Below are 26,089 nucleotides of genomic sequence, written 5' to 3'. Positions count from 1 at the left end.
GTCCACGTCACGCACCATGCGGTTTCCGCGGCCGCGTCGTAGAGTCCTACGACGCGGCCGCGCCGCTCCTCGTGCCGAACGGGCCACCTGCGTGTCACACGTCTCGCGTAGTCTCGGACGAGTCAGATCCGTAACCGGTCATGTCACCGGGGGAGGGGGCCCACCGTGCTCATCGACACCTACGATCGCGTCGCCACCGACCTGCGCGTTTCGCTGACCGACCGCTGCAACCTGCGGTGCACCTACTGCATGCCCGAAGAAGGCCTGCAGTGGCTGGCCAAGCCGGACCTGCTCAGCGACGACGAGATCGTCCGGCTCGTCCGTATCGCCGTCACCCGGCTCGGGGTCACGGAAGTGCGCTTCACCGGCGGTGAACCGCTGCTGCGCCCCGGCCTCGTCTCCATCGTCGAGCAGTGCGCGGCCCTGACCCCCCGCCCGAAGATGTCGCTCACCACCAACGGCATCGGGCTGAAGCGTACGGCGGCCGCTCTCCAGGCCGTCGGCCTCGACCGGGTCAACGTCTCGCTGGACACCCTGCGCCCCGACGTCTTCAAGACCCTCACCCGCCGCGACCGTCACCACGACGTGCTGGCAGGCCTCGAAGCCGCCCGCGACGCGGGTCTCACCCCGGTCAAGGTCAACACCGTCCTGATGCCGGGGCTCAACGACGACGAGGCCCCCGACCTGCTCGCCTGGGCCGTGGAGAACGGCTACGAGCTGCGCTTCATCGAGCAGATGCCGCTCGACGCCCAGCACGGCTGGAAGCGCGACGGCATGATCACGGCAGGGGACATACTCGCCTCCCTGCGCACCCGTTTCGCGCTCACCGCCGAAGGAGAGGGCGAGCGCGGCTCCGCCCCCGCCGAGCGGTGGCTCGTCGACGGCGGACCGCACCGGGTCGGTGTCATCGCCTCCGTCACCCGCCCGTTCTGCCGGGCCTGCGACCGCACCCGGCTCACTGCCGACGGTCAGGTGCGGACCTGCCTGTTCGCGCGGGAGGAGACCGATCTGCGCGGTGCACTGCGCTCCGAGGCCCCGGACGAGGAGATCGCCCGGCTCTGGCGGCTCGCGATGTGGGGGAAGAAGGCCGGATCCGGTCTGGACGACCCGTCCTTCCTGCAGCCTGACCGCCCGATGTCGGCGATCGGCGGCTGAGAGGACGGCCGTCAGTCCCCGGCGGCCGAGGACTCCCACTCCGCCAGCGTCACGACGTCCTTCAGGAAACCGCGCACTCCGAGGAACGAGGAGAGGTGTTCGCGGTGCTCGTCGCAGGCCAGCCAGGTCTTGCGGCGCTCCGGGGTATGCAGCTTCGGGTTGTTCCAGGCCAGCACCCATACGGCGGCCGCACGGCAGCCCTTGGCGGAACAGATCGGTGCCGCGGAAGCAGCGCTCTCGGCGGCATCTCCGGGGGAGCCCGGGAAGTTCGGGAAGTTCACGGACCCAACCCTAGGTCAGCCGTACGGCCGTCCTGGTGACGCATCCCCGCCGGAGAAAAAGCGACGCCGAGCAGCCACGGGGGGAGCTGCCCGGCGTCGGTCCGTCGCTCCGACGGGGGATGCGGAGCGCGTAAGAAGTATGTCACGGGGACCGGGGTGCGGTGCACCTGAACTTCATGATTGATCTGAGCTTTTCTTGAGCATTCGGCGTGCCGCGCGCTCAGCTGTGCTCCTGCGGATCCGGGGTGCTGCGGGCCCGGTCGGAGTCCGCCGGACGGGCCACCGGGGCGGCCTCGAGCGCCGGCCGGACGGGCGCCGGAACGAACGTCGACGGCAGTGAAGGGGGGCTCTCCCGGCCCGCGTTGGCGATGACGACGGCCACGTACGGAAGCAGGGCGCCCAGCACGAGCGCCACGACGGCCACAGGCCTCTCGACGTTCCACAGCACCGCCGCCAGGACCACCGAAACGGTCCGCACGGACATCGAGATCACATAGCGTCGCTGCCGGCCGCGCACGTCCTCGGCGAGACCCTGCCGGGCTCCCGTGATCCGGAAGACCTCCGCGCCACTCCGCTTCCGCATCACGTTCCCGCCGCCCTTCCCCTGGCTGCTCACCGAGCCGTTCCCACGGTACGCCCGGCATCCGACGGGATCGAGACCGGGGCATGCCGAATGCGCGCACACCGGCCCAGGTGCGGCACGTATGGACCTGTCCGACATGCGACGTACTGCCGATGCGTCGAGACTTGCGCACATGCGCGACACGGCGCCGCACGAGGAGGCGACATGAGTTGGCTGTGGGCAATCATCGTGGGTCTGGTCCTGGGCCTGATCGCGAAGGCGATCCTGCCCGGCAAACAGCAGATCCCACTGTGGCTGACGACCATTTTCGGCATCATCGGCAGCGTCCTCGGCAATGCTGTCGCGACATGGATCGGCGTCAATGACACCCGGGGCATCGACTGGACGCGCCATCTGCTCCAGCTGATCGGCGCCGTGGTCGTCGTCGGCCTCGGCGACATGGCCTGGGCATCGTTGCGCGGTACGAAGAAGCAGAGGGCCTGAGCACAGGAGCGGCGGCGAGGCACACGGAACGACGGCGGCCGGGCACGCGCGATGCGTGCCCGGCCGCCGTGTGCTGTGCCCCGCTGTCAGCCGGCCGTGACCTCGATCGCCGCGAGGTTCTTCTTGCCCCGGCGCAGCACCAGCCAGCGTCCGTGCAGCAGCTCCTCGCGGGCCGGTGCGGCCTCACCGTCCACGACCTTGACGTTGTTCACGTAGGCGCCGCCCTCCTTGACCGTGCGGCGGGCCCCCGACTTGCTCGGCGCCAGCCCGGCCTCCACCAGGAGGTCCACCAGCGGGCCGAGCTCCGGGACCTTGGCGTGCGGCACCTCGGAGAGCGCGGCGCTCAGTGTCGCCTCGTCCAGGTCACCCAGCTCGCCCTGGCCGAACAGCGCCTTCGACGCCGCGATCACCGCCGCGCACTGCTCGGCGCCGTGCACCAGTGTCGTCAGCTCCTCCGCCAGCGCACGCTGCGCCGTCCGGGCCTGCGGACGCTCCTCGGTGAGCTTCTCCAGCTCCTCCAGCTCGGCGCGGCTCCTGAAGCTGAGGATGCGCATGTACGGCGAGATGTCCCGGTCGTCCACGTTCAGCCAGAACTGGTAGAACGCGTACGGCGTCGTCATCTCCGGGTCGAGCCAGACGGCCCCGCTCTCGGACTTGCCGAACTTGGTGCCGTCCGCCTTCACCATGAGCGGCGTGGCCAGTGCGTGCACCTCGGCCGCCGACTCCAGACGGTGGATCAGGTCGATGCCCGCGGTGAGGTTGCCCCACTGGTCGCTGCCGCCCTGCTGGAGGGTGCAGCCGTACCGCCGGTACAGCTCCAGGAAGTCCATGCCCTGCAGCAGCTGGTAGCTGAACTCCGTGTAGCTGATGCCCTCCTGGGACTCCAGCCGGCGGGCGACCGAGTCCTTGGTGAGCATCTTGTTGACCCGGAAGTGCTTGCCGATGTCCCGCAGGAACTCGATCGCGGACATGCCCGCGGTCCAGTCCAGGTTGTTCACCATGACCGCGGCGTTTGCACCCTCGAACGAGAGGAACGGCTCGATCTGGGAGCGCAGCCGCGTCACCCAGTTCGCGACCGTCTCCGGGTCGTTCAGCGTCCGCTCGGCCGTCGGCCGCGGGTCACCGATCTGGCCGGTGGCCCCACCCACCAGGGCGAGCGGCCGGTGCCCGGCCTGCTGCAGCCGGCGCACGGTGAGCACCTGCACCAGATGGCCGACGTGCAGGCTTGCCGCGGTCGGGTCGAAGCCGCAATAGAACGTGACGGGACCGTCCGCGAGAGCCTTGCGCAATGCGTCCTCGTCAGTGGACTGGGCGAACAGCCCGCGCCACTTCAGCTCGTCGACGATCTCCGTCACTGTCCTGGGTCTCCTTCGCATACGTGCATGGATGTGCACGGTCAGTCTAGGGTCACACCCCGAGGCTGACCGAACTCATATTGAAGTCCGGGATCCGCAGCGCCGGCATCGCGGCCCGGGTGAACCAGTCGCCCCACTCGCGCGGCAGCGTCTTCTCGGTGCGGCCCGCCTCGGTGGCCCGCGACAGAAGATCGACCGGCGACTCGTTGAACCGGAAGTTGTTCACCTCGCCGACCACCTCGCCGTCCTCCACCAGATACACCCCGTCCCGGGTCAGCCCGGTCAGCAGCAGCGTCGCCGGGTCGACCTCCCGGATGTACCAGAGGCAGGTCAGCAGCAGGGCCCGGCCGGTCGTCGCCGCCACCATCTCGTCCAGCGACCGCTCACCGCCGCCGTCGAGCACCAGGTTGTCGATCGCCGGGGCGACCGGCATTTTGGTCAGTCCGGCCGTGTGCCGGGTGGTGGTCAGCCGGTCCAGCCGGCCGTCCCGGATCCAGTCGGTCGATGCCAGCGGCAGCCCGTTGTCGAAGACGGAGGCGCCGTCCCCCGACGAGTGGGCGATCACGAACGGCGCGGACTCCAGTCCCGGCGCGGTCGGATCGCTGCGCAGGGTCAGCGGCAGCCCGGACAGCGTCTCGCCGAGCCGCGTGCCACCACCCGGCTTGGAGAAGACCGTCCGGCCCTCGGCGGCGTCCCGGGCCGTCGACGACCACATCTGGTAGATCAGCAGATCGGCCACCGCGGTGGGCGGCAGCAGCGTCTCGTACCGTCCGGCGGGCAGCTCGATACGGCGCTCCGCCCAGCCCAGCCGCTGCGCCAGCTCCGCGTCCAGCTCGGCCGGGTCGACATCCTTGAAGTCCCGGGTGGAGCGGCCCGCCCAGGCGGAACGCGACCGGTCGGGGGACTTGGCGTTCAGCTCCAGCGTCCCGTTCGGCTGGTCGTGGCGCAGCCGCAGGCCCGTCGACGTACCCAGATACGTCGAGGTCAGCTGGTGGTGCGCGAAGCCGTACAGCTCACGGCCGCCGGCCCGGGCGCGGGCGAACGCGTCACCGAGCGCCGGGGCGAACTCCGCGAACACATCCGAACCCGTCTCGGCCGGCGCGTCCGTGAAGTCGGGCGACGGGGACACCCCGGTGACCAGCGGCTGCGCGTCCTCGGCGGGCCCGGCCCCGCGCGCGGCGGCCTCGGCGGCGCGCACCAGCGGTTCCAGGTCGTCGGCGGTGACGGCGGAACGGGACACCACACCGGACGCGGCGCCCTCGGCGCCGTCGACCGTGGCGATGACGGTCAGGGTCCGCCCCCGGGTCACCCCGTTCGTGGTGAGCGCGTTGCCCGCCCAGCGGAGGTTGGCGGAGGACTCTTCGTCGGCGATGACCACACAGCCGTCGGCGGTGGACAGCTCGAGCGCGCGCTCGACGATCTCGTACGGCTTGCTGACGCGGCTCATCGGCCCGCCTCCTGCGTCGTGTTGAGGATGTTCACGCCTCGGAAGAGGGCGGAGGGACAGCCGTGCGAGACGGCCGCGACCTGGCCCGGCTGGGCCTTGCCGCAGTTGAAGGCGCCGCCCAGGACGTACGTCTGCGGGCCGCCGACCTTCTCCATCGAGCCCCAGAAGTCCGTCGTCGTCGCCTGGTACGCGACGTCGCGCAGCTGACCGGCCAGCCTGCCGTTCTCGATGCGGAAGAACCGCTGTCCGGTGAACTGGAAGTTGTAGCGCTGCATGTCGATCGACCAGGACCGGTCGCCGACCACATAGATGCCGCGCTCCACCCCGCCGATCAGGTCCTCGGTGGACAGCCCGCCCGGATCCGGCTGCAGCGACACGTTCGCCATCCGCTGGACGGGAACATGGCCCGGCGAGTCCGCGTACGCGCACCCGTTGGACCGCCCGAGACCCGTCAGCTTCGCGATCCGCCGGTCCAGCTGGTAGCCGACCAGCGTTCCGTCCTTGATCAGGTCCCAGGACTGGCCCTCGACACCCTCGTCGTCGTACCCGACGGTCGCGAGCCCGTGCTCGGCGGTGCGGTCGCCCGTCACATTCATCACGGGGGAGCCGTACGCCAGCTTGCCCAGCTGGTCGAAGGTGGCGAACGAGGTCCCGGCGTACGCCGCCTCGTACCCCAGCGCCCGGTCGAGTTCGGTAGCATGCCCGATCGACTCGTGGATCGTCAGCCAGAGATTCGACGGGTCGACGACCAGGTCGTACCTCCCCGCCTCGACGCTCGGCGCCCGCATCTTCTCGGCGAGCAGCCCGGGGATCCGCTCCAGCTCGGAGTCCCAGTCCCAGCCGGTGCCCGTGAGGTACTCCCAGCCCCGCCCGACCGGCGGCGCGATGGTCCGCATCGAGTCGAACTCACCGGTCGTCCCGTCCACGGCGACCGCGGTGAACTGCGGATGCAGCCGTACCCGCTGCTGTGTGGTGACGGTTCCGGCCGTATCCGCGTAGAACTTGTTCTCGTGGACGGTCATGAGCGAGGCGTCCACATGCGCGACGCCCTCGGCGCCCAGCAGCCTGCTGCTCCACTCGGCCAGCAGCCCCGCCTTCTCCTCGTCCGGTACGGAGAACGGGTCGACGTCGTACGCCGACACCCAGGTCCGCTCACCGTGCACCGGCTCGTCCGCCAGCTCCACACGCTCGTCCGAGCCCGCCGCCGCGATCACCTTCGCCGACAGCTTCGCCATGGCGACCGCCTGGGACGCGACCTTCGCCGCGGCGTCCATGGTCAGATCGACCCCCGACGCGAACCCCCACGCCCCGCCGTGCACCACCCGGACCGCGTACCCGAGATCGGTGGTGTCCGACGTCCCGGCGGGCCGGGCGTCCCGCAGCCGCCAGGACGCACTGCGCACCCGCTCGAAGCGGAAGTCCGCATGCGTGGCGCCCAGCGCGCGGGCCCGGGCGAGCGCCGCGTCGGCGAGGGCCCGTAGCGGCAGGGCCAGGAATGACTGATCTACCTCATGGGGCACGTCGGCTTTCCCCTTCTCGACCTGTGCGATGTGTCTCCGCAGTGAATCATGCGCCGCGAGCCCGTCAGGGGCCCTTGGTTTTCCCGTGATTTTCCATGGCGGGCCCGACGGTGCGGGGTGTCGCACTGTAGGAACCCCACAGTGCGTCGTGGAAGCCACTGTCAGGGGCCGATTCCCCCTGGAGCACCTGGTAGCGATAGGTTTTCGAGGTACCAGACCGCTATCGAAAGGGTGATCCGTTGAGCCGCTCGGTTCTCGTCACCGGAGGAAACCGGGGCATCGGCCTCGCCATCGCCCGCGCTTTCGCCGACAACGGCGACAAGGTCGCGATCACGTACCGCTCGGGCGAGCCGCCCCAGGCCCTCACCGAGGCGGGCGTCCTGGCCGTCCGGTGCGACATCACCGACGGCGAACAGGTGGAGCAGGCCTACAAGGAGATCGAGGAGAAGCACGGTCCCGTCGAAGTACTGGTCGCCAACGCCGGTATCACCAAGGACCAGTTGCTGATGCGGATGTCCGAGGAGGACTTCACGTCCGTACTCGACACCAACCTCACCGGCACCTTCCGGGTCGTCAAGCGCGCCAACCGCGGCATGCTGCGCGCCAAGAAGGGCCGCGTCGTCCTCATCTCCTCCGTCGTCGGCCTCCTCGGCTCGGCAGGGCAGGCCAACTACGCCGCCTCCAAGGCCGGTCTGGTCGGATTCGCCCGGTCGCTGGCGCGCGAGCTCGGCTCGCGGAACATCACTTTCAACGTCGTCGCGCCCGGTTTTGTCGACACCGACATGACCCAGGTGCTCACCGAGGAGCAGCGCAAGGGCATCGTCGCCCAGGTGCCGCTCGCGCGCTACGCGCGGCCCGAGGAGATCGCCGCCGCGGTGCGCTTCCTCGCCTCCGACGACGCGTCGTACATCACTGGAGCCGTCATCCCCGTTGACGGCGGATTGGGCATGGGTCACTGATCAGCATGAGCGGAATCCTCGACGGCAAGCGCATTCTCATCACCGGTGTGCTGATGGAGTCGTCCATCGCCTTCCACACCGCCAAGGTGGCACAGGAGCAGGGCGCCGAAGTCATCCTGACCGCCTTCCCCCGGCCCACGCTGACGGAGCGCATCGCCAAGAAGCTGCCCAAGCCCGCCAAGGTCATCGAGCTGGACGTGACCAACACCGAGCACCTGGACCGGCTCGCGGGCCTGGTCCGTGACGAGCTCGGTTCGCTGGACGGCGTCGTCCACTCCATCGGCTTCGCGCCGCAGGACGCGCTCGGCGGCAACTTCCTCAACACGCCGTTCGAGTCCGTCGCCACCGCGATGCACGTCTCGGCGTTCTCGCTGAAGTCGCTCGCCATGGCCTGCAAGCCGCTGATGAGCGAGGGCGGCTCGATCGTCGGCCTCACCTTCGACGCGCAGTTCGCCTGGCCGCAGTACGACTGGATGGGCCCGGCCAAGGCCGCGCTGGAGGCCACCTCCCGCTACCTCGCCCGCGACCTGGGCAAGGACCACATCCGCTGCAACCTGATCTCGGCCGGACCGATCGGCTCGATGGCCGCCAAGTCCATCCCCGGCTTCACGGAGCTCGCGGACGTCTGGAACACCCGTTCCCCGCTCGCCTGGAACATGGCCGACCCGGAGCCCGCCGGCCGTGGTGTCGTCGCCCTGCTCTCCGACTTCTTCCCGAAGACCACGGGCGAGATCATCCACGTCGACGGTGGCGTGCACATGATGGGCGCCTGACCTCGTACGACCCCGCACGACACGGCCGCGTACCACCTCCGAGGAGATGGTGCGCGGCCGCGGTGCGTCTCCGCCCCGGGTTCACCCGCTCAAGTCGAAAAGAAGGTCGTTCCACCGCAGAATGTGGTGGAACCGGACTTTTGGTCGGGCTGCGGGGAGGAGATCGCTGTGCGCCCCACACGTCGCCGAACCTGGGCCCTGCTGGCGGCCTCGGTCGCCGTCGCCGCACTTGTCGCCCCCCTGGGCCTGTCCGGCATGGGGCGCTTCGGGGCGTCCGCGCCCGCCGCGCCCGTCCCGGACCCGTACGGGGCCGACTGCCGTACGTCGGTCCAGGGATCCCGGGTGATCGCCTACTGCCACAATCCGTACCCCTCCATCGACCGCGTACAGCTGCACACCGAATGCGACCGCTGGTGGGACATAGACGCGGACGGCATACCCGTCGAGGTCGCTCCCGGGCAGACGGTGCGGCTCGACGACCGCTGCTGGAAGGAAGTCGCCTCCGTCTGGGTCACCCACGAACGGGTGTAGAACCGCTCGTCCGGATCAGGCCCGGTCGACCAGACAGCTCAGCGCATGACTCGCGGCCTCGGCGGCCGCAGTCTCCGGATCACCGGCCCGGATGGCCTCGACCAGCCGTGCATGGTCCATGTGGTTCTCGGGCCGCAGCTCGTGCCCGACATCGCCCCGGAGATAGTCGCGCAGCAGATCCCCCAGGTCGGCGTAGAGACCGGTCAGCACGTCGTTGTGCGAGGCGGCGACCACGGCCAGATGCAGCGTCGCGTCCGCGGCCACGAACGCCTCCACGTCCCCCGCGGCCCAGGTCTCCTCGCGGCGCACCATGAGCGCGTCCAGCTGCTTCAGATCGCGCTCGGTGCGCCGCGTGGCCGCCAGCCGGGCCGCCGACGACTCCAGCGTCGAGCGCAGCTCGGCGACATGCCGGGGATCGGCGGACGCGAACCGGCGGTGCATCACCCCGGCCAGCTCGCTGGTGGCGACGACATACGTACCCGACCCCTGGCGGATGTCCAGCAGCCCGTTGTGCGCGAGCGCGCGCACGGCCTCGCGGACGGTGTTGCGGGCCACCCCCAGCTGCTCCACCAGCTCGGGTTCGGTCGGAATCCGCGAACCGACGGGCCACTCGCCCGAGGTGATCTGATTCCTCAGCTGGGCGATCACCTGGTCGGCGAGTGCCGAACGCCGCGGAGACGTCAGCGCCATGATGCTCCTTGCTCGGATCCTCGGGGCTTGCGGATTCTCCGGTACTCGTGTTGACCGGCGGTTTCCGAAGGCTCTCCCGCGAGTGGACAACCAATCATCCCATGATTCTATGATGGACTACATGCCCGAAGACGAGACCCAGCACCGGACCCGGACCTCGACCCGGACCAGCCCCACCGCCACGGCGTACGCCTCCTCCGACAGAGGTGCCACGGCAGCCCCGCAGACCACCACGGGTCCCAGCGCCTGGATGCTCCGTCTGGTCACCGTCGGTCTCGTCCTCACCGCGCTCAACCTCCGCCCCGCCATCACCAGCCTCGGCGCCCTCCTCGAAGACGTACGGGACGGGCTGCACATGAGCGGCAGCGTCGCAGGCGTCCTCACCTCCGTACCGCCGCTCTGTTTCGCGATCTTCGGCATCATGGCGCCGCGCCTCGCGCGCCGCTTCGGCCCCGGCGCGGTCGTCTGCGCCGGCATGGCCGCCATCGCGGCCGGCCTGGTGATCCGGCCGCTCGTCGGCTCCACGGCAGGCTTCCTCGCAGCCAGTGCGCTCGCCCTCATGGGCATAGCCGTCAGCAACGTCCTGATGCCCGTGATCGTCAAGCGCTGGTTCCCGGACCGGGTCGGTTCCATGACCGGCCTCTACTCGATGGCGCTCGCCCTCGGCACCGCACTCGCCGCAGCGGTCACCGTGCCCATGACCGACGCCCTCGGCGGCAACTGGAAGGCCGGCCTCGGCATCTGGGCCGCGCTCGCCGCCGCCGCGGTCCTGCCCTGGATCCCGCAGGTACGGGACCGGAAGAACGCCCCCGGACGGGCCGCCGCCCCGCAGCAGGGGGACGCCCCGGTCCTGCGGATCACCCGCAGCCGCACCGCCTGGGGTCTTGCCTGCTTCTTCGGCCTGCAGGCCACCGCCGCGTACATCACCATGGGATGGCTGCCGCAGATCTTCCGCGACGCCGGGGTCTCGGCCGGCACGGCGGGTGTCCTGCTCGCCGTGACCATGGCCATGGGCGTGCCGCTCGCCTTCGTCATCCCCCGGGTCGCCGGCCGGATGAAGAGCCAGGGCCCGATCGTCGTCCTCCTCAGTGCCTGCGGCCTCGTCGGCTACGCGGGCCTCTACCTCGCACCGGTCGGCGGCGCCTGGGCCTGGGCGCTGCTCCTCGGCATCGCCAACTGCGCCTTCCCGCTCGCCCTCACCATGATCGGCATGCGGACCCGCAGCGGCGCCGGGGTGGTCCGGCTCTCCGCGTTCGCCCAGTCCACCGGCTATCTGATCTCGATCCCCGGCCCGCTGCTCGTCGGCGTGCTGTACCAGCACAGCGGCGGCTGGGGGCTGCCCATCGCGCTGATGGCCGGGCTGATGGTGCCGCAGACGGTGGCAGGCATCCTCGCCGGACGGGACCGGACGATCGAGGACGAATGCTGAGATGCGAGACTGGCTCCATGCCAGTCCTTGACCCGAATCCGCAGAACGGACAGAAGAAGCTTCTCCTCGTGCTCGGGGCGATGCTCTTGATCTCGGTGATCATCGGAGTGATCGCCTCGATCGCTTCCCCCTGACACCTCGCGCGCAACCGACACCTCGCGCGCAACGCCGCCTCCGGGGCCGATGGTGGGGCCAGCACCACCTTCCCCTAGGGGGCCAGGGTCAGGGTGAAGTGGGTGGGTCACCGGATGGGACCGGCGCCCCCGTATCCGTAGGTTCTGGGTATCAGCACCGATGACCCACGGAGGCGGACATGGCGGCCCGTACGCACACCCGATCCCCCCGCCCGGCCTCGGCCGGTGTCGAGGTCAGGCTGCCGTGGTGGGCCATCGCGCTGCCCGCGGTCGCGTTCGCCGCGCTGCTGCTGCTGATCTCGGGTTCCGGCGAGGCGCACGCCGCGACGACCGATCCGGCGATCGGTCAGTTGCTCGCGCGCATCGTCGACCTGCTGACCCTCTGACGTCGTTCACCCTCGGTGGGGAAGCCCTCCAACACCCTGCGCCGGGCGGCACATTTCGTGCGAAGCTGAGGTGTATGAGCGTCGATACACCTCGCAGGATCGTCCTACTCAGGCATGCAAAGGCGGAATGGTCGCAGGACTCCGACCATGAGAGGCCGCTCGCGGAGCGCGGCCGCAAGGATGCGCCGGTAGCCGGCCGCAAACTCGTCGATTCCGGCGTCACCATCGATCTGGCCCTCTGCTCGACCGCCGCCAGGACGCGCGAGACCTGGAAGCTGGCGGTGCACGAGATGCCTCACCGGCCCAGGACCGTGTACGAGGAGCGGCTGTACGAGGCCTCCCTCGGCGAGCTGATCGCCCTGCTCAACGAAACCCCCGACGACGTACGCAATCTCCTGCTCATCGGCCACAACCCCGGCATGCACGCCGTCGCGGACGCCCTCGCCGGATCGGCGGAGGGCGACGCCCTGGCCCGGATGAGCCGCGGCGGCTTCCCGACCGCGGCGTTCGCCGTGATCGAGTTTTCCGGCTCCTGGAAGGGCGTGGAGCACGGGGTGGGCAAGCTCGTCGAGTACTGGACGCCGAACGACTGACGCGCCGCCGTACAGAGAAAGACCCCGGCACCGGGACGCTTCGGTCACGAGTGCCGGGGCCTGTGCCGTGCGCACGGGCACGAGGCCGGTCGGTCAGACCTGGTGACCGTCGGCGGCCTCGACCTCCTCGCGGGTGATCCCGAGCAGATACAGCACGGTGTCCAGGAACGGCACGTTCACCGCGGTGTGCGCGGCCTTGCGGACGACCGGCTTCGCATTGAAGGCGACCCCGAGGCCGGCCGTGTTCAGCATGTCCAGGTCGTTCGCACCGTCACCGATCGCGACGGTCTGCGCCAGCGGCACCCCGGCCTGCTCGGCGAAGCTGCGCAGCAGCCTGGCCTTGCCCGCCCGGTCCACGATGTCGCCGACGACCCGGCCGGTGAGCTTGCCGTCGACCACCTCCAGGGTGTTGGCGGAGGCGAAGTCGAGCCCGAGCCGTTCCTTGAGATCGTCGGTGACCTGGGTGAACCCGCCGGAGACCACGCCCACTTGGTAGCCGAGCCGCTTCAGCGTACGGATCAGCGTGCGGGCACCGGGGGTCAGCCGCACCTCGGCGCGCACCTTGTCCACCACCGACGCATCGAGCCCCGCCAGCAGCGCCACCCGTGCGTGCAGCGACTGCTCGAAGTCGAGCTCGCCGCGCATCGCCTGCTCGGTCACCTCGGCGACCTTGTCCTCGCAGCCGGCGTGGGCCGCGAACAGCTCGATCACCTCGTCCTGGATGAGCGTCGAGTCGACATCCATGACGACCAGCCGCTGCGCACGGCGGCTCAGTCCGGCCGATACGACGGCCACGTCGACCCCGATTCCTGCGGCCTCGGTCGCCAGCGCGGTCCGCAGTTCCTCGGTCCCGGTGCCGGACACGGCGAACTCGACGGCCGTGACCGGGTACTTCGCCAGCCGGAAGATCCGGTCGATGTTGCCGCCCGTCGACGTGATCCTGGCCGCTATGGCAGCCGTCGACTCGGCGGTCAGCGGGTGCCCGAGCACGGTCACATGGGAGCGCCCGTATCCGCGGGGCCGGTTGTCACCGGTGCCGGAGATGATCTCGGCCTGCAGCTTCAGCGATTCGGCCCAGCTGTGCACGGTCGCCCGCAGATCGCCCTCGGTGGTACCGCCCGCGGTCGGGGTGGTGACCAGCGCGCACAGGACGATGCGGCCACGGGTGACGACCTGCTCGATGTCGACGACGTCGACCGAGTAGGCGGCGAGTGTGTCGAAGAGCCCGGCGGTGATTCCGGGACGGTCCTTCCCGAAGATCTTGACGAGAAGGGTGGGGGTGTCGGTGCCCTGAGGAGGCTCAGGGTGCTCAGGAGACAGGGGAGACTGAGGGGGCTGAGATGCGCTCATGGTGCCTCCACCGTATCGGTACGCCTCTTGCCTCCGAAGCCCGTCCCGCGGACCGGACACCGGCAGCGGATCCCCGACCGGCGCGTTTCCCGGCAGGTCCGGTGCGTGGGGGCGAAAAGTTCACGCGGTGTTCCCGCAGCCATCGGTGTCAGGGAGGACGAACGTTCATTCTCGCGCGGGGGGCCGGTCCGACGGCGCCGGCCCCTCCCGGCCGCCGTTCTCCGGCGCCGGTCCGGGCCCCGGGGGCGGCACCGTCGGCGGGGCGAGCGGACCGATCGGCCCCACCACCGTCGGCGCCCCATGGATCGCGTCGGACGGATGCGGACGCAGATACGGGTTGGTCTCCTCGTGCGGCGGCCGGTAGGGCCGCGACGGCGCATACGGACCGGGCACCCCACCGGCTCCGCTCCCGCCGGCACCGTCGGCCCCACCACCGTTCCGGCCCGCCGCCCCCGGCGCGAGCGCCGCGGCCGCGGGCATCGCGGGAGTCGCCCCCGCCGCGCACGCCACCAGCGCACCCACCCCACCCGCACCCGCGCCCCACACCGCACCCAGCGCCGCTGCCGTCCCCATCTCCCCGTGCAGTTCGATCCCGGCCCCGAACGCGTCGAAGCCCAGCACCGACAGCGAGGCGCCCGCCGACACCTGCGTCAGCCACACCAGCAGAGGGAGCGCCACCGCCGATACGCCCGCGAGCCGCAGCGCACACCGCCCCGCGAACGCGGCGACGGTAGCCTCCCCCCGGTCGGTACGTGTGGCGGCCAGCACTCCCGCGTACAGCATCATCACCGCGGCGGCGACCGCCAACAACCAGACCCGGGCGTCCAGTTCGGCCAGCCGCCCGACCGTCACCGGCTCGTCGGCGGAGATCCGCAGCAGTTCGTCCAGCGGATCGGGAAGCAGCTTCGCCAGCTCGCCGGTCGCCTGTCCCTGCCACGGCACGAAGAGGCCGATCGGTATCCCGAGCCACGCCCCGTTCGGCGCCCCGAGCAGCGCGGCACCCGCGATCCGCTTCGGGTGGTCGTCGCCGGCCGCCGCGTACGCCGCGGCCGCGCACCCGGCGACCACCGCCACCAGCAGGACCGACACCAGCGCGGACACCGCCGGGCGTACGGTCCGGTGGAGCCTCGCCGGAGCGGACGGCAGCGGTGTGCGACGCGAGGCCAGCACCGCGATCACCAGCACGCCGAGCACCCAGCAGGCCCCGCCCACCAGCGACTTCAACGGGTCGACCGTGAACCCGACATGGGCCTGCGCCCGCGCGAGATCCGCCAGCCGGTCCGGCAGCAGCCCGCCGAGGTCGCCCAGATCACCGAGCCCGTCCGGCAGCAGGTCGCCGATGCCTCCCGCCCCACCGGGCCCGTCGCCACCCGCCCCCGGCACGCGGTCCAGTCCCAGCGATCCGCCGTCGATCGTCACGACGTCGTGCCCCGCCCAGGCGAGCCCACCGAGCACGGCGACGAACATCGCCACCACCGCCCCTGCGCGGACCGCGAGTTCGGCACCGGAGAGAACCGGCCCCGCCCCGCGCAGCGACCGCAGGAAGAAGAAGGAGAGGAACAGCGCACCGGCCAGCCCCACCCCCAGCGGCGTGACCGACAGCGCGGTGTGCGCCTCGGCCGCGTCCAGTCCGAACGCCGACACATCGCCCGACGGAGAGACCGATCCGCCCGCCCCCAGCACCACCACGGCCGCGGTCATCGGCCCCAGCGCCCCCGCCGAGTCGGCGCCGAGCAGATGCAGTCCGAGGGCAGCCGTCCCCGCCATCGCGACCATCGCCCAGCTCACCGAGGCGATGGCTGCCAGCACTGCATCTCCCCAAGGGATGTGTCCCGTACCGCCGTCGCCGCCCCCGCGCACGTCCCTGGCCATGAGGCCCCCCTCAATCCGCGCCGAGATGACCCGAGTTGACCTGTTCGCTCATGATCCGTACGTACTCATGGGCGCTTACCACTCTCCGAGCCCGTATCTCCCGAGTCAACGGCGCGTACCGGGAGGTCTCGTCACGGTCCTGTCCCCGCCCGACTTTCGTATCGAGGACTGCTCCTGGAATAGTTCCCCACGATGTTCAGCATCCCTAGACTCCCTGTGATGGGGGTAACTCGGGGGACAACTAGTGGGGCGCGGAGTGCCGGAACTCGTACTGGAATTGAATGGAAGAACCTGGACGCTCGATCCGTCCAGGCCGTACACCCTCGGGCGCGATCCGCAGGGCGACCTGTCGATCGACGACGCCAGGGTGTCGTGGCGGCATGCCACGATCAGCTGGGGGGGCCGCAGTTGGTTCATCGAGGACCACGGCTCGACCAACGGCACGTATGTGCAGGGCCGGCGCATCCACCAGATGGAAATCGGGCCCGGCTCGTCCGTGCACCTGGGGAACGCCACTGACGGGCCGCGGCTGAACTTCAGCGGCGCCGATGTGTACAGCGGCCAGGGTGCGGGCGCGCAGCAGCCGCAGCAGGGCGGCGCCGGCTGGCCGGGCCAGCCGGACCCTGCGCCGCAACAGCCCCAGCAACAGCAGCAGGCCTGGCAGCAGGGCGGGCAGCCGCAGCAGCCGCATGTGCCGCAGCAGCAGGGCGCGGCGAAGACACCCGGTGCGGGAGCGCCCGGCGGCGCCGCGGGGGCTCCGCCGGTCTACGGCGACCGCAGCCCGACCACGTTCCACCAGCTGGACCTCGGCCGTGTGATGCGCATCGGCCGTGCGCTGGAGAACGAGCTCGTGGTCTCCGATCTCCAGGTCTCGCGCCACCACGCCGAGTTCCATGCGACCCCCGACGGCCGCTTCGAGATCCGCGACCTCGGTTCCCACAACGGCACGTACGTCAACGGTCAGCCGCTCCACAAGTCGGGCTCCGCGCTGATCGGCCCGAACGACATCGTCGGTGTCGGCCACTCGACGTTCCGCCTGGTCGGCGACCGGCTCGAGGAGTTCGTCGACACCGGTGAGGTCTCCTTCTCCGCCCGCCACCTCACGGTGACCGTCGACGGCGGGAAGCAGATCCTCAAGGACGTCTCGTTCGGCGTCCCGGAGAAGTCGCTCATCGCGGTCATCGGCCCGTCCGGCTCCGGCAAGTCGACCCTGCTCAAGGCGCTCACCGGCTACCGGCCCGCCAACCAGGGCGATGTCCTCTACGACAACCGGAACCTGTACAAGCAGTTCGCCGAGCTGCGCCAGCGCATCGGTCTGGTCCCGCAGGACGACATCCTGCACAAGGAACTCACGGTCACCAAGGCCCTCAAGTACGCGGCCAAGCTCCGCTTCCCCGCGGACACCACCGAGGCCGAGCGGCAGGCCCGGATCCATGAGGTCCTCGCCGAGCTCAAGCTCGACATCCACAAGGACAAGAAGGTCACCTCGCTCTCCGGTGGCCAGCGCAAGCGTGTCTCCGTCGCCCTCGAACTGCTCACCAAGCCGTCACTGATCTTCCTGGACGAGCCGACCTCCGGCCTCGACCCGGGCATGGACCGCGACGTCATGCAGCTGCTGCGCGGCCTCGCCGACGACGGCCGTACGGTCCTCGTCGTCACGCACTCGGTGGCCGAGCTGGCGATCTGCGACAAGCTGCTCGTGATGGCGCCCGGCGGCTCCGTCGCCTACTTCGGTCCGCCGGAGGAAGCGCTCAACTTCTTCGGCTACACCACCTGGGCCGACGTCTTCTCCGCGTTCGAGAACTACCGCGACTACGACTGGGCGGGCCGCTGGCGCGGCTCGCAGCACTACCAGATGTACGCCGCGGACATCGACGCCGTCGCCGCACAGTCCGTACACATGCCGCCGCCGCAGCAGATGCGTCCGCCGAAGCCGCAGGGCTGGATGGCGCAGCTGTGGACGCTCATCCGTCGATATGTGTCGGTGATCGCGTCCGACAAGGGCTTCATGGGTCTGATGGTGATCCTGCCCGCGGTGCTCGGCATCGTCAGCGTGGTCATCCCGGCCGACTTCGGCCTGGCCCCGCCGAAGCCGCCGTCGAAGTTCAACGCAGACGCCGGAACGATCATGCTGATCCTCGCGGTCGGCATGTGCTTCTCCGGTGCGGCCAACTCCGTACGAGAGCTGATCAAGGAACGCGTCATCTACGAACGGGAACGGGCCACCGGTCTCTCCCGCTCCGCCTATCTGATGTCCAAGGTGATCGTCCTCGGTCTGATCACGGCCATCCAGGGCGTCATCATCTGCGGCATCGGCTTCGCCTCCCGCGATCTGCCCGAAGAGGGCCTGATCATGCCGCCGGCCGTCGAGCTCTGCGTCACGATCACCGCCCTCGGCTTCACCTCGATGATGTTCGGCCTGGTGATCTCCTCACTGGTGAAGACCGCCGAGAAGACCATGCCGCTGCTGGTCATGTTCGCGATCGTCCAGGTCGTCTTCACCGGCATCCTCTTCCAGGTGTACGGATCGCCCGGCCTGGAGCAGTTCGCCTGGCTGATGCCGTCCCGCTGGGCCATCGCCGCCGCGGCCGCGACGCTCGACCTCGCGCACCTGATGCCGCCGTGGGACCAGAAGAACCCGACCGACCTGGACCCGCTGTGGGAGCACACGGCCGGCCAGTGGGGGATGAACATCGCGGTTCTGCTGTTCCTCGGCCTCATCTGCGGCTTCGCGGTCGCGCGGCTGCTGCGGCGCCACGAGCCGGAGGTCATGCGCAAGTAGGGCAGGGGCGCAGCGTGCACGGCATGCACGGAACGCCGAAGGGCGGCACCCGGAATGGGGTGCCGCCCTTCGGCGTTGTCCATGCTGACATGGGTCGGTCAGTACGCGCTGTTGACGTTGTCGATCGAGCCGTACCGGTCGGCGGCGTAGTTGGCCGCGGCGGTGATGTTGGCGACCGGGTCGTAGATGTTCGACGAGGTGCCGGAGACGTGGTACGCGTTGAACGTCGGCTGGATGACCTGCAGCAGGCCGCAGGACGGGGTGCCGTTCTGGGCGTTGACGTCCCAGCTGTTCACCGCGTTCGGGTTGCCGGTGGACTCGCGCATGATGTTGCGGTACAGACCGTTGTACGAACCGGGGATGCCCTTGGCCTTCATGATGTCCAGCGCCTCGGTGATCCAGCCGTTCAGGTTGTTGGCGTAGACCGGGGTACGGGCGGCGGAGCGGCTGGCGGCCTGGGTGGACCGCTTCGCGACGTCGGCCTTCGCCTTGGCGGCGGCCTTGGCCTTGGCCTTCGCGGCGTGCTCGGCCTTCGCCTTGGCCACGGCGGCCTTGGCCTTCGCTTCGGCCTTCGCCTTGGCGGCGGCCTTCTTCGCCTTGACGGCGTCGGCGGCCTTCACCAGCTTCTCGGCGGTGGAGTGCTGCTCGATGATGCTGGCCTGGATGGTCCTGGCCTGCGGAGCGCTGGCGGCGAAGACCACCGGGGCTGCCGAGGGAGCCTGCGGCTCGGTCTGCGGCTTGGCCTGGGTCTCGGCGTGGGCCGGGACGAGGGAGAGCGAGAGAGCGGCGGCGGCGACGGCGGAGACACCCGCGGCGGAGAGCTTCTGCGTCTTGTTCAGACGGTGAAGACGGCTGGTGATGCTGAACCCGGACATACAGTCGTACCTCTTCGAATTGCGGGGTCCTCACGGAGGACGGCGACGGGTGCGACGGGTTCGCATCTCCGTCGGGGACGAGAGCAATTCTTAGCGACCGCAAAATCTTGTGGCAATCATGTGATCTACGACCTCGGGTAGTGGATCACGGTCCCGCCGGCGCAGGGCGGCTCGCGCCCCTCGCCGGTGGTGCGCTGTGCCGCTGCGCCATCGGGTCGTCCACTAGCGCGCCTCGTAAGTGACGTGGGTCCTATGCGCGGCCTCACATCGGCCGCGTAACAATCTCGCCAACCGTTGCTTCAGCAATTCGGAGTGTTACGTTCCAGATCTGGGAGCAGCAGATGTACGTCCCCGAACTCGTGCCAGAGGTACCGGTGGCGCAGCGCCTGGGTGTATCCGCTCTGCAGCGACGCCCGCCCGGCGATCGCCTCCAGCATCAACAGATGCGAGGCCTCGGGCTCGTGCAGCCCGGTCAGCAGCCCGTCCACCACTCGCACGCCGCGCTGCGGCGTCACGACCAGATCCGTCCAGCCCGCGGCCTCCCGCACCACCCCGTCCGCCCCCACCGACGACTCCAGCGCCCGCACCGATGTCGTACCCACCGCGACCACGAGCCCACCCGCCGCCCGCGCCGCATTGACCAGCCAGGCCGTGGTGCGCGGCACCGCGAAGCGCTCCGGGTAGGGCGGCTCGTGCGCCTCCGCCGACGCCACCCCCGTATGCAGCGTCACCGACGCGAACTGCACACCGCGGCTCACCAGCGCGGCCACCATCCGCGCGGTGAACGGCCGGGCGGCGCTCGGCATCTCCGCCGAACCGCTTCCGTCGGGGGAGTCCACCGCGAAGACCGTCTGATACGCGGAGAGCGGCTGGTCCCGCTCCGTGTACCCGTAACGGATCGGCCGCCCGTACCGCCGCAGCAGCCCCGCCACCTCCACCGACACCCGCGCCCACCACAGCCTGGTCCCCGCCGTCGCGCCCAGCGCCCCCGGCCCGTACCCACGCGGGCCGCCCAGCGGCTCCTCCAGCACGAGCCGCGAGCCATCGGGCAGACGGACGACCGCCCCGGCCGGACCACCGCGGCGCGGCACCGTCGCACCCGTACCGTCCGGCCGCCGCAGCTCCACCGCCCACCGCCCGTCCTCACCCCGCGTCGAGAAGTGCACGACTGCGCGCTCACCGCCCACCCGCCCGTTCACCGCGGCGGCCAGCGTCGGTGACGTATTGACGACGAGCACGTCCCCGGCCCGCAGCTGCCCCGGCAGCTCCCGGAACGCATGGTGCGAGACCTCCTGTCCCCGGGACACCAGCAGCCGTACGTCGTCACGCCCCGTACCCCGTTGCTCCGCAGGAACCCGCGCCAAGAGTTCCGCAGGAACCCGCAACGCCTCCAGCGCGGTCACGCTCCCTCCCCGTGCAGCTCCGGCCCGGCCGAACCCGGTGCCGTGTACCGCCCGCTCGGCGGCCGGTGCTCCAGAAGTCGCAGGAACACGGGCACCGCACTCTCCGGAAGCGGCCGCGGAGCGTCGTCCTCAGGTACCGCCGCCGCATAGAGACCGGTCTGCATGTCTCCCGGGTCGACCGCCCACACCCGCAGCCCCGGCTCCTCCACCCCCAGAACGGCGGCCAGCTGGTCGAGCGCCGCCTTCGACGCCCCGTAACCGCCCCAGCTCTCGTACGGCTCCGCCGCCGCGTCCGAACTCACCACCACGACCGTGCCCGCCGCCGCAGCCCGCAGCAGCGGCAGCGCCTCCTGCACCAGACCGAGCGCCGCCACCGCATTGGTCTCCAGCGCCTGCCGCAGCCCGTCCAGCGGCAGCGCATCGAGCCGCACGAGCGGCTCCGCACCCAGCGCACTGGCATTGCTCAACAGCAGATCGAGCCCGCCGAGCTCCCCGGCGGCGGCCACCAGCTCCGCACGGTGCCCGGCATCCGTGACATCGCCGGGAACCGCGACCACCCGCGCCCCGAACCCCGCGAGCTCCTTCGCGGTCTCCTCCAGCGCCGCCGTGGTCCTGGCGTCCAGCACCAGATCCCAGCCCTGCTGAGCGAGCGCCGCGGCCAGCGCACGCCCCAGCCCCTTCGAAGCACCCGTGATCAATGCGACAGGCATGCCAACCGTCTCCTTGCTGCTCACGTCCGATGACGTCGGTCCCTACCGGTGGACCCCGGCACACCCAACGTAGGAACGCCCCCGCTCCCCGCGCCTCGTCCGCGAGCCGCACCCGCACAAGGCACTTCGGCCTAGTCCCAACGCCCTAAGCACCGGCCGTCCACAGGCCGATACGGCCAGGCCACGCCGCCGGTACCGTGAGGCCATGAGCCACAGCCCACCCTCGGGCCTCGCAGCGGTGAGTGCCGCGCTGCTCGCGATGAGCCGGCACCTCGAAATGCGTGACGTCCTGAAGACGATCGTCGTCTCGGCCCGCGAACTGCTGGACGCCGAGTACGCGGCCCTGGGTGTCCCCGACGACCACGGCGGCTTCGCCCAGTTCGTCGTCGACGGTGTCAGCGACGAGCAGTGGAAGGCCATCGGCCCGCTGCCCCGTCAGCACGGCATCCTCGCCGCGATGCTCCACGAGGCGAAGCCCGAGCGCCTCGCCGACGTCCGCAAGGACCCCCGCTTCGAGGGCTGGCCGGCCGCCCACCCCGACATGTCCGACTTCCTCGGACTGCCCATCAGGGACGGCGACGAGATCATCGGTGCGCTCTTCCTCGCCAACAAACGGTGCCCCAAACCACAGGGCAGCTGCGGCTTCACCGCACAGGACGAGGACCTGCTGTCGATACTCGCCCAGCACGCGGCGATCGCCCTCACCAACGCCCGGCTGTACGAGCGCAGCCGCGAGCTCACCATCGCCGAGGAGCGGTCCCGTCTCGCCCACGAGCTGCACGACGCGGTCAGCCAGAAGCTGTTCTCGCTGCGGCTGACGGCCCAGGCCGCCGCCGCCCTGGTCGACCGCGATCCGGCCCGCGCCAAGGGCGAGCTCCAGCAGGTCGCCGCGCTGGCCGCCGAGGCGGTGGACGAGCTGCGGGCGGCCGTCGTCGAACTGCGCCCGGCCGCGCTCGACGAGGACGGACTCGTCGCGACGCTCCGCACCCAGATCCAGGTCCTGGACCGCGCCCACACCGCCCGCGTCACCTTCGAGAGCCTCGGTGTACGGGCCCTGCCCGCCGCCCAGGAGGAGGCACTGCTCCGGGTCTCCCAGGAGGCCCTGCACAACGCGCTGCGCCACTCGGGCGCCGGCCGGGTCGACGTCACACTGGCCCGTCACGGCTCGGGCGCGGTGCTGCGGATCACCGACGACGGCAGCGGATTCGAGCCCGGGGCCACGCGGCAGGCAGGACGCCATCTGGGCCTGGTGTCGATGAGGGACCGGGCGAGCGGCGTCGGCGGAAGGCTCAGCGTTGAATCGGCGCCCGGCAGGGGCACCACGATCGAGATGGAGGTACCCGGTGGCTGACAGGATCATCAGGGTGCTGCTGGTCGACGACCACCAGGTGGTCCGCCGCGGTCTGCGTACGTTCCTGGAGATCCAGGACGACATAGAGGTGGTCGGCGAGGCGGCCGACGGCGCGGAGGGCGTGGCCAGGGCGGAGGAGATGCGCCCCGACGTGGTCCTGATGGACATCAAGATGCCGGGTACGGACGGCATCGAGGCACTCCGCAGGCTCCGGGAGCTGGACAACCCCGCCAAGGTGCTGATCGTCACCAGCTTCACCGAGCAGCGCACGGTGGTGCCCGCCCTGCGCGCGGGCGCCTCCGGTTACGTGTACAAGGACGTCGACCCGGACGCGCTGGCCGGCGCCATCCGCTCGGTGCACGCGGGCCATGTCCTGCTCCAGCCGGAGGTCGCCGGGGCGCTGCTCGCCCAGGAGGACGCGGGCGGCGGTACGGGCCGGGGGAACACCCTCACCGATCGCGAGCGGGAAGTGCTGGGCCTGATCGCCGACGGCCGCTCCAACCGTGAGATCGCCCGGGCGCTGGTCCTCTCCGAGAAGACCGTCAAGACGCATGTCTCGAACATTCTGATGAAGCTGGATCTGGCGGACCGCACCCAGGCGGCCCTCTGGGCCGTCCGGCACGGGGCGGCGGGCTGATCAGCGCCGAATCGGGAGACGGTTCCCTCCAGGCCGAGATTCATACTGTCGGGTGTATGTCACCCATACGGCGCATCCTGCCGGGCCCGGGGGCGTTCTCCATGCATGCTGCGGCGGCCGGCCGCAGCAACGCGAGGAGGATCCTGAAGTGAAGAACCTGAAGAAGGCCGCTGCCGTCACCATGATCGCCGGTGGCATCATCGCCGCAGGCGCGGGCGCGGCCTCTGCCACGGGCCACGGCTCGGGCGCGGGCGCCCACGGTGTGGCGACCCACTCCGGGGGTGTGGTCAGCGGCAACGTCATCCAGGTCCCGGTCCACGTCCCGGTGAACGTCGTCGGTAATACGGTCAACGTGATCGGACTGCTCAACCCGGCCTTCGGCAACTTCGGCCTGAACGGCTGACCGTTCCAGGTCCGCCGACTCCGGACGGGCAGGAAGCCCGTCCGGCGTCGGCGGGGAGACGGGCCACCGGAACGGCCCGGACACTCCGTCCGCCGGCCGGCTACCCCCGTTCCCGGTCCTCCACATACGCGTTGTACGCCGCCACCTGAGCCCGCCGGGCGACCCGCTCGACCGGCCGCAACGCTTCCGCCCGGGCCGCGATCTCCGACGCGCTCACCGCCCCGCCGTGCCCGGTCTCGTACGCCACCGAGATCAGCAGCCCCACCCGCTGGGCCAGTTCCAACACCCGTACCGCCCGCGGCGGATACCCCGGTGCGAGCACTTCGCGCCCCCGCTCCGCCCGTGCCCGGTACGCGTCCACCGCCGCCTCCGCCACCGGTCCCGAGCCGGCCACGTCCAGCCGCGAGAGCACGGCCGTCGCATCCCGCAACGCCTCCGCGAGCTCCCGCTCCGCCTCGCTCAGCGACGGCACATCGGCCGGCGGCGCCTCCCGTACCGGCAGACAGTGCCAGACCACCTCGACGTGGAGGTCCCCGGCCGGTCCCACCTCCCGCACCCCGGGCACCAGTCCGTACGGCACACCGGACGCGACCACCGCCTCCTCGGCCTCCAGCGCCCGCGCGTTGAACTCCGGCGGACCGCTGAGCCCCAGCGGATGCCCCGGCGCCGGCAGCGCGACCCTGAAGCCCGTCGCCCCCAGTCTCCGCAGCCGCCCCAGCGCAAGCGTGAGCCCGACCGGCCCCGTCTCACCCGGCAGCCCCTCGACGCGGTGCACCGCGTCCTCCCCGACAATCGCGTGCGCTGCGTCGTCCGGCGACACAAGTCCGGCCAGAAGCGCGTTTCCCCATGCGGCCAGCAGCCCTGAGCGTGGTTCCGAAAGCATGGGAACAGCCTAGGGAACCGGACCTAAGAGCTGGACCACTCCGCGGGTGGCGTAGGTTTTCCCTGGGAGCTGTGCCCACAGGCACGCGACGATCTCGAGACTGCATGGGGAGACAACGCGCTCATGAGCGATGTACTGGAGCTGGTGGACGTATCCGTGGTCCGCGACGGACGCGCTCTGGTGGACGACGTCTCCTGGTCGGTCAAGGAGGGGGAGCGCTGGGTCATCCTCGGCCCGAACGGCGCCGGCAAGACCACCCTCCTCAACATTGCGTCCAGCTACCTCTTCCCGACCCGGGGCAGCGCCAGGATCCTCGGCGAGCAGCTCGGCGGCGTCGGTACCGACGTCTTCGACCTGCGCCCCCGGATCGGCATCGCGGGCGTCGCCATGGCCGAGAAGCTGCCCAAGCGCCAGACCGTTCTGCAGACGGTGCTCACCGCCGCGTACGGCATGACCGCCACCTGGCACGAGAACTACGACGCCGTCGACGAGGACCGCGCCCGCGCCTTCCTCGACCGGCTCGGCATGACCGAGTACCTCGACCGCAGGTTCGGCACCCTCTCCGAGGGCGAGCGCAAGCGCACGCTGATCGCCCGCGCCATGATGACCGACCCCGAGCTGCTCCTCCTCGACGAGCCCGCCGCCGGTCTCGACCTCGGTGGCCGCGAGGACCTGGTCCGCCGCCTCGGCCGGCTCGCCAGGGACCCCCTCGCCCCCTCCATGATCATGGTCACCCACCATGTCGAGGAGATCGCCCCGGGCTTCACTCACGTCCTCATGATCCGCCAGGGCAAGGTCCTCGCCGCGGGCCCCATGGAGACCGAGCTCACCTCCCGGAACCTCTCCCTCTGCTTCGGTCTGCCGCTCATCGTCGAGCACGCGAGCGACCGCTACACCGCGCACGGCCTTCCGCTGTCCTGAATGTCCTGATCGCTGCCCTGTCGGCGAAGGGGCCGCGGTCCTACCATGACCACGTGGACATCGACGCGTGGGTGTGGTGGCTGATCGGTGCTGTCGGACTGGGTATTCCCCTCGTCCTGACCGCGATGCCCGAGTTCGGGATGTTCGCCGTCGGAGCGGTTGCCGCGGCAGTCGTCGCGGCGCTCGGCGGCGGCATCGTGGCCCAGGTGCTGGTCTTCGTCGTGGTCTCCGTCGCGCTCATCGCGGTGGTCCGCCCGATCGCCGCCAGACACCGCGCCGACCGGCCTCAACTCGCCACCGGTATAGATGCGCTGAAAGGCCGTCAGGCCGTCGTCCTGGAACGGGTCGACGGCGGCGGCGGCCGGATCAAGCTGGCCGGGGAGATCTGGTCGGCCCGCGCGTACGACGGGGGCCAGAGCTTCGAACCCGGCCAGCAGGTGGACGTCGTGGAGATCGACGGGGCTACGGCCGTCGTCATGTGACCGAACCGCACACACGGCGGACCGCGGTCTGCCAGACTCGATGTCGATCATCGTGAAGTCCGGCCCCCGCAGATCCGGACTTCAGGGAATCCGACCTCGAT

The 26,089-nt window shown here is 70.6% G+C and carries 27 protein-coding genes; 15 read left to right on the top strand and 12 right to left on the bottom strand.

All coding sequences use genetic code 11. From position 1 onward, the window contains the following. Window positions 1-165 precede the first annotated feature (165 nt). Entirely contained in the window at window positions 166-1,155 is a 990-nt protein-coding gene (gene moaA, locus LRD69_RS05725) for a GTP 3',8-cyclase MoaA (RefSeq protein WP_277325459.1), read from the top strand. Window positions 1,156-1,166: 11 nt separating this feature from the next. On the opposite strand, the gene LRD69_RS05720 is transcribed toward moaA, so the two are convergent. Both LRD69_RS05720 and LRD69_RS05715 read right to left on the bottom strand, forming a co-directional pair. After that, on the bottom strand, window positions 1,167-1,436 hold the full coding sequence (locus LRD69_RS05720; protein WP_277325458.1) for a hypothetical protein: 270 nt from the start codon (window positions 1,434-1,436) through the stop codon (window positions 1,167-1,169). 220 nt (window positions 1,437-1,656) lie between these two features. Beyond that, a complete protein-coding gene (locus LRD69_RS05715) occupies window positions 1,657-2,019 on the bottom strand; it encodes a DUF3099 domain-containing protein (protein WP_277329635.1) in 363 nt (120 codons plus the stop codon). Window positions 2,020-2,223: 204 nt separating this feature from the next. Here LRD69_RS05715 and LRD69_RS05710 point away from each other — a divergent pair, with 204 nt between their 5' ends. Further along, window positions 2,224-2,502 (top strand): GlsB/YeaQ/YmgE family stress response membrane protein, encoded by a 279-nt coding sequence (locus tag LRD69_RS05710; RefSeq protein WP_277325457.1) that lies wholly within the window; start codon window positions 2,224-2,226, stop codon window positions 2,500-2,502. An 86-nt stretch (window positions 2,503-2,588) separates the two neighbouring features. Here LRD69_RS05710 and tyrS read toward each other — a convergent pair whose 3' ends face one another. The 3 genes from tyrS to LRD69_RS05695 are packed head-to-tail and all read right to left on the bottom strand — an operon-like array spanning window position 2,589 to window position 6,824. Continuing rightward, on the bottom strand, window positions 2,589-3,857 hold the full coding sequence (gene tyrS, locus LRD69_RS05705) for a tyrosine--tRNA ligase (RefSeq protein ID WP_277325456.1): 1,269 nt from the start codon (window positions 3,855-3,857) through the stop codon (window positions 2,589-2,591). Window positions 3,858-3,909: 52 nt separating this feature from the next. Further along, window positions 3,910-5,304, bottom strand: a complete 1,395-nt coding sequence (locus tag LRD69_RS05700; protein WP_277325455.1) for a metallopeptidase TldD-related protein — start codon at window positions 5,302-5,304, stop codon at window positions 3,910-3,912. Further along, window positions 5,301-6,824 (bottom strand): TldD/PmbA family protein, encoded by a 1,524-nt coding sequence (locus LRD69_RS05695; RefSeq protein WP_277325454.1) that lies wholly within the window; start codon window positions 6,822-6,824, stop codon window positions 5,301-5,303. The genes LRD69_RS05700 and LRD69_RS05695 overlap by 4 nt, the downstream gene beginning before the upstream one ends. Before the next feature lie 239 nt (window positions 6,825-7,063). Between LRD69_RS05695 and fabG the strand changes: the two genes are divergently transcribed. The 3 genes from fabG to LRD69_RS05680 all read left to right on the top strand — a co-directional run bounded on the left by fabG (window position 7,064) and on the right by LRD69_RS05680 (window position 9,087). Next, window positions 7,064-7,783, top strand: coding sequence for a 3-oxoacyl-[acyl-carrier-protein] reductase (gene fabG, locus LRD69_RS05690; protein WP_030920161.1), 720 nt, complete (start codon window positions 7,064-7,066; stop codon window positions 7,781-7,783). 5 nt (window positions 7,784-7,788) lie between these two features. Continuing rightward, entirely contained in the window at window positions 7,789-8,556 is a 768-nt protein-coding gene (fabI, locus tag LRD69_RS05685) for an enoyl-ACP reductase FabI (protein ID WP_277325453.1), read from the top strand. A 168-nt stretch (window positions 8,557-8,724) separates the two neighbouring features. After that, the gene (locus LRD69_RS05680; RefSeq protein ID WP_277325452.1) at window positions 8,725-9,087 is read left to right on the top strand and encodes a hypothetical protein; all 363 of its coding nucleotides are present in this window, start codon (window positions 8,725-8,727) and stop codon (window positions 9,085-9,087) included. Between the two features lie 15 nt (window positions 9,088-9,102). Here LRD69_RS05680 and LRD69_RS05675 read toward each other — a convergent pair whose 3' ends face one another. Next, window positions 9,103-9,777 (bottom strand): FadR/GntR family transcriptional regulator, encoded by a 675-nt coding sequence (locus LRD69_RS05675; protein WP_277325451.1) that lies wholly within the window; start codon window positions 9,775-9,777, stop codon window positions 9,103-9,105. A gap of 121 nt (window positions 9,778-9,898) precedes the next feature. On the opposite strand from LRD69_RS05675, the gene LRD69_RS05670 reads away from it, so the two are divergent. The 4 genes from LRD69_RS05670 to LRD69_RS05655 all read left to right on the top strand — a co-directional run bounded on the left by LRD69_RS05670 (window position 9,899) and on the right by LRD69_RS05655 (window position 12,319). Next, a complete protein-coding gene (locus LRD69_RS05670; RefSeq protein ID WP_277325450.1) occupies window positions 9,899-11,206 on the top strand; it encodes an MFS transporter in 1,308 nt (435 codons plus the stop codon). A gap of 17 nt (window positions 11,207-11,223) precedes the next feature. Continuing rightward, on the top strand, window positions 11,224-11,340 hold the full coding sequence (locus tag LRD69_RS05665) for an SGM_5486 family transporter-associated protein (protein ID WP_277325449.1): 117 nt from the start codon (window positions 11,224-11,226) through the stop codon (window positions 11,338-11,340). Window positions 11,341-11,519: 179 nt separating this feature from the next. Then, window positions 11,520-11,726 (top strand): hypothetical protein, encoded by a 207-nt coding sequence (locus LRD69_RS05660; RefSeq protein WP_277325448.1) that lies wholly within the window; start codon window positions 11,520-11,522, stop codon window positions 11,724-11,726. 74 nt (window positions 11,727-11,800) lie between these two features. Continuing rightward, window positions 11,801-12,319, top strand: a complete 519-nt coding sequence (locus LRD69_RS05655; RefSeq protein ID WP_277325447.1) for a histidine phosphatase family protein — start codon at window positions 11,801-11,803, stop codon at window positions 12,317-12,319. Window positions 12,320-12,412: 93 nt separating this feature from the next. Here the strand turns inward: LRD69_RS05655 and serB are convergent, their stop codons facing one another. Together serB and LRD69_RS05645 are read right to left on the bottom strand one after the other, a co-directional pair. Then, a complete protein-coding gene (gene serB / locus LRD69_RS05650) occupies window positions 12,413-13,669 on the bottom strand; it encodes a phosphoserine phosphatase SerB (protein ID WP_277325446.1) in 1,257 nt (418 codons plus the stop codon). Window positions 13,670-13,834: 165 nt separating this feature from the next. Next, on the bottom strand, window positions 13,835-15,478 hold the full coding sequence (locus LRD69_RS05645) for a streptophobe family protein (protein ID WP_346771898.1): 1,644 nt from the start codon (window positions 15,476-15,478) through the stop codon (window positions 13,835-13,837). A gap of 307 nt (window positions 15,479-15,785) precedes the next feature. Here LRD69_RS05645 and LRD69_RS05640 point away from each other — a divergent pair, with 307 nt between their 5' ends. After that, a complete protein-coding gene (locus LRD69_RS05640; protein WP_277325444.1) occupies window positions 15,786-18,323 on the top strand; it encodes an FHA domain-containing protein in 2,538 nt (845 codons plus the stop codon). Window positions 18,324-18,421: 98 nt separating this feature from the next. Here the strand turns inward: LRD69_RS05640 and LRD69_RS05635 are convergent, their stop codons facing one another. The 3 genes from LRD69_RS05635 to LRD69_RS05625 form a co-directional block, all read right to left on the bottom strand. Then, the gene (locus tag LRD69_RS05635; protein WP_277325443.1) at window positions 18,422-19,198 is read right to left on the bottom strand and encodes a transglycosylase SLT domain-containing protein; all 777 of its coding nucleotides are present in this window, start codon (window positions 19,196-19,198) and stop codon (window positions 18,422-18,424) included. Between the two features lie 299 nt (window positions 19,199-19,497). Then, window positions 19,498-20,601, bottom strand: a complete 1,104-nt coding sequence (locus LRD69_RS05630) for an S-adenosylmethionine:tRNA ribosyltransferase-isomerase (protein WP_277325442.1) — start codon at window positions 20,599-20,601, stop codon at window positions 19,498-19,500. Then, on the bottom strand, window positions 20,598-21,311 hold the full coding sequence (locus LRD69_RS05625; protein WP_277325441.1) for an SDR family oxidoreductase: 714 nt from the start codon (window positions 21,309-21,311) through the stop codon (window positions 20,598-20,600). The genes LRD69_RS05630 and LRD69_RS05625 overlap by 4 nt, the downstream gene beginning before the upstream one ends. Before the next feature lie 205 nt (window positions 21,312-21,516). On the opposite strand from LRD69_RS05625, the gene LRD69_RS05620 reads away from it, so the two are divergent. The 3 genes from LRD69_RS05620 (at window position 21,517) to LRD69_RS05610 (ending at window position 23,702) form a co-directional block, all read left to right on the top strand. Next, entirely contained in the window at window positions 21,517-22,662 is a 1,146-nt protein-coding gene (locus LRD69_RS05620; RefSeq protein ID WP_277325440.1) for a GAF domain-containing sensor histidine kinase, read from the top strand. Next, on the top strand, window positions 22,655-23,299 hold the full coding sequence (locus LRD69_RS05615) for a response regulator transcription factor (protein WP_277325439.1): 645 nt from the start codon (window positions 22,655-22,657) through the stop codon (window positions 23,297-23,299). Before LRD69_RS05620 ends, LRD69_RS05615 begins: the two co-directional genes overlap by 8 nt. A gap of 148 nt (window positions 23,300-23,447) precedes the next feature. Next, a complete protein-coding gene (locus LRD69_RS05610) occupies window positions 23,448-23,702 on the top strand; it encodes a chaplin family protein (protein ID WP_277325438.1) in 255 nt (84 codons plus the stop codon). A 100-nt stretch (window positions 23,703-23,802) separates the two neighbouring features. Here the strand turns inward: LRD69_RS05610 and LRD69_RS05605 are convergent, their stop codons facing one another. Beyond that, complete coding sequence (locus LRD69_RS05605; protein ID WP_277325437.1) at window positions 23,803-24,585, bottom strand: hypothetical protein; 783 nt, start codon at window positions 24,583-24,585, stop codon at window positions 23,803-23,805. A 123-nt stretch (window positions 24,586-24,708) separates the two neighbouring features. Here LRD69_RS05605 and LRD69_RS05600 point away from each other — a divergent pair, with 123 nt between their 5' ends. Further along, the gene (locus tag LRD69_RS05600; protein ID WP_277325436.1) at window positions 24,709-25,506 is read left to right on the top strand and encodes an ABC transporter ATP-binding protein; all 798 of its coding nucleotides are present in this window, start codon (window positions 24,709-24,711) and stop codon (window positions 25,504-25,506) included. A gap of 53 nt (window positions 25,507-25,559) precedes the next feature. Beyond that, entirely contained in the window at window positions 25,560-25,988 is a 429-nt protein-coding gene (locus tag LRD69_RS05595; RefSeq protein WP_277325435.1) for an NfeD family protein, read from the top strand. Window positions 25,989-26,089: the final 101 nt, after the last annotated feature.

It is taken from the genome of Streptomyces sp. JH14, assembly GCF_029428675.1.
Classification (GTDB): domain Bacteria; phylum Actinomycetota; class Actinomycetes; order Streptomycetales; family Streptomycetaceae; genus Streptomyces.
Note: the sequence above shows the minus strand (reverse complement) of the source record. Positions and strands in the feature narration are given on the sequence as shown.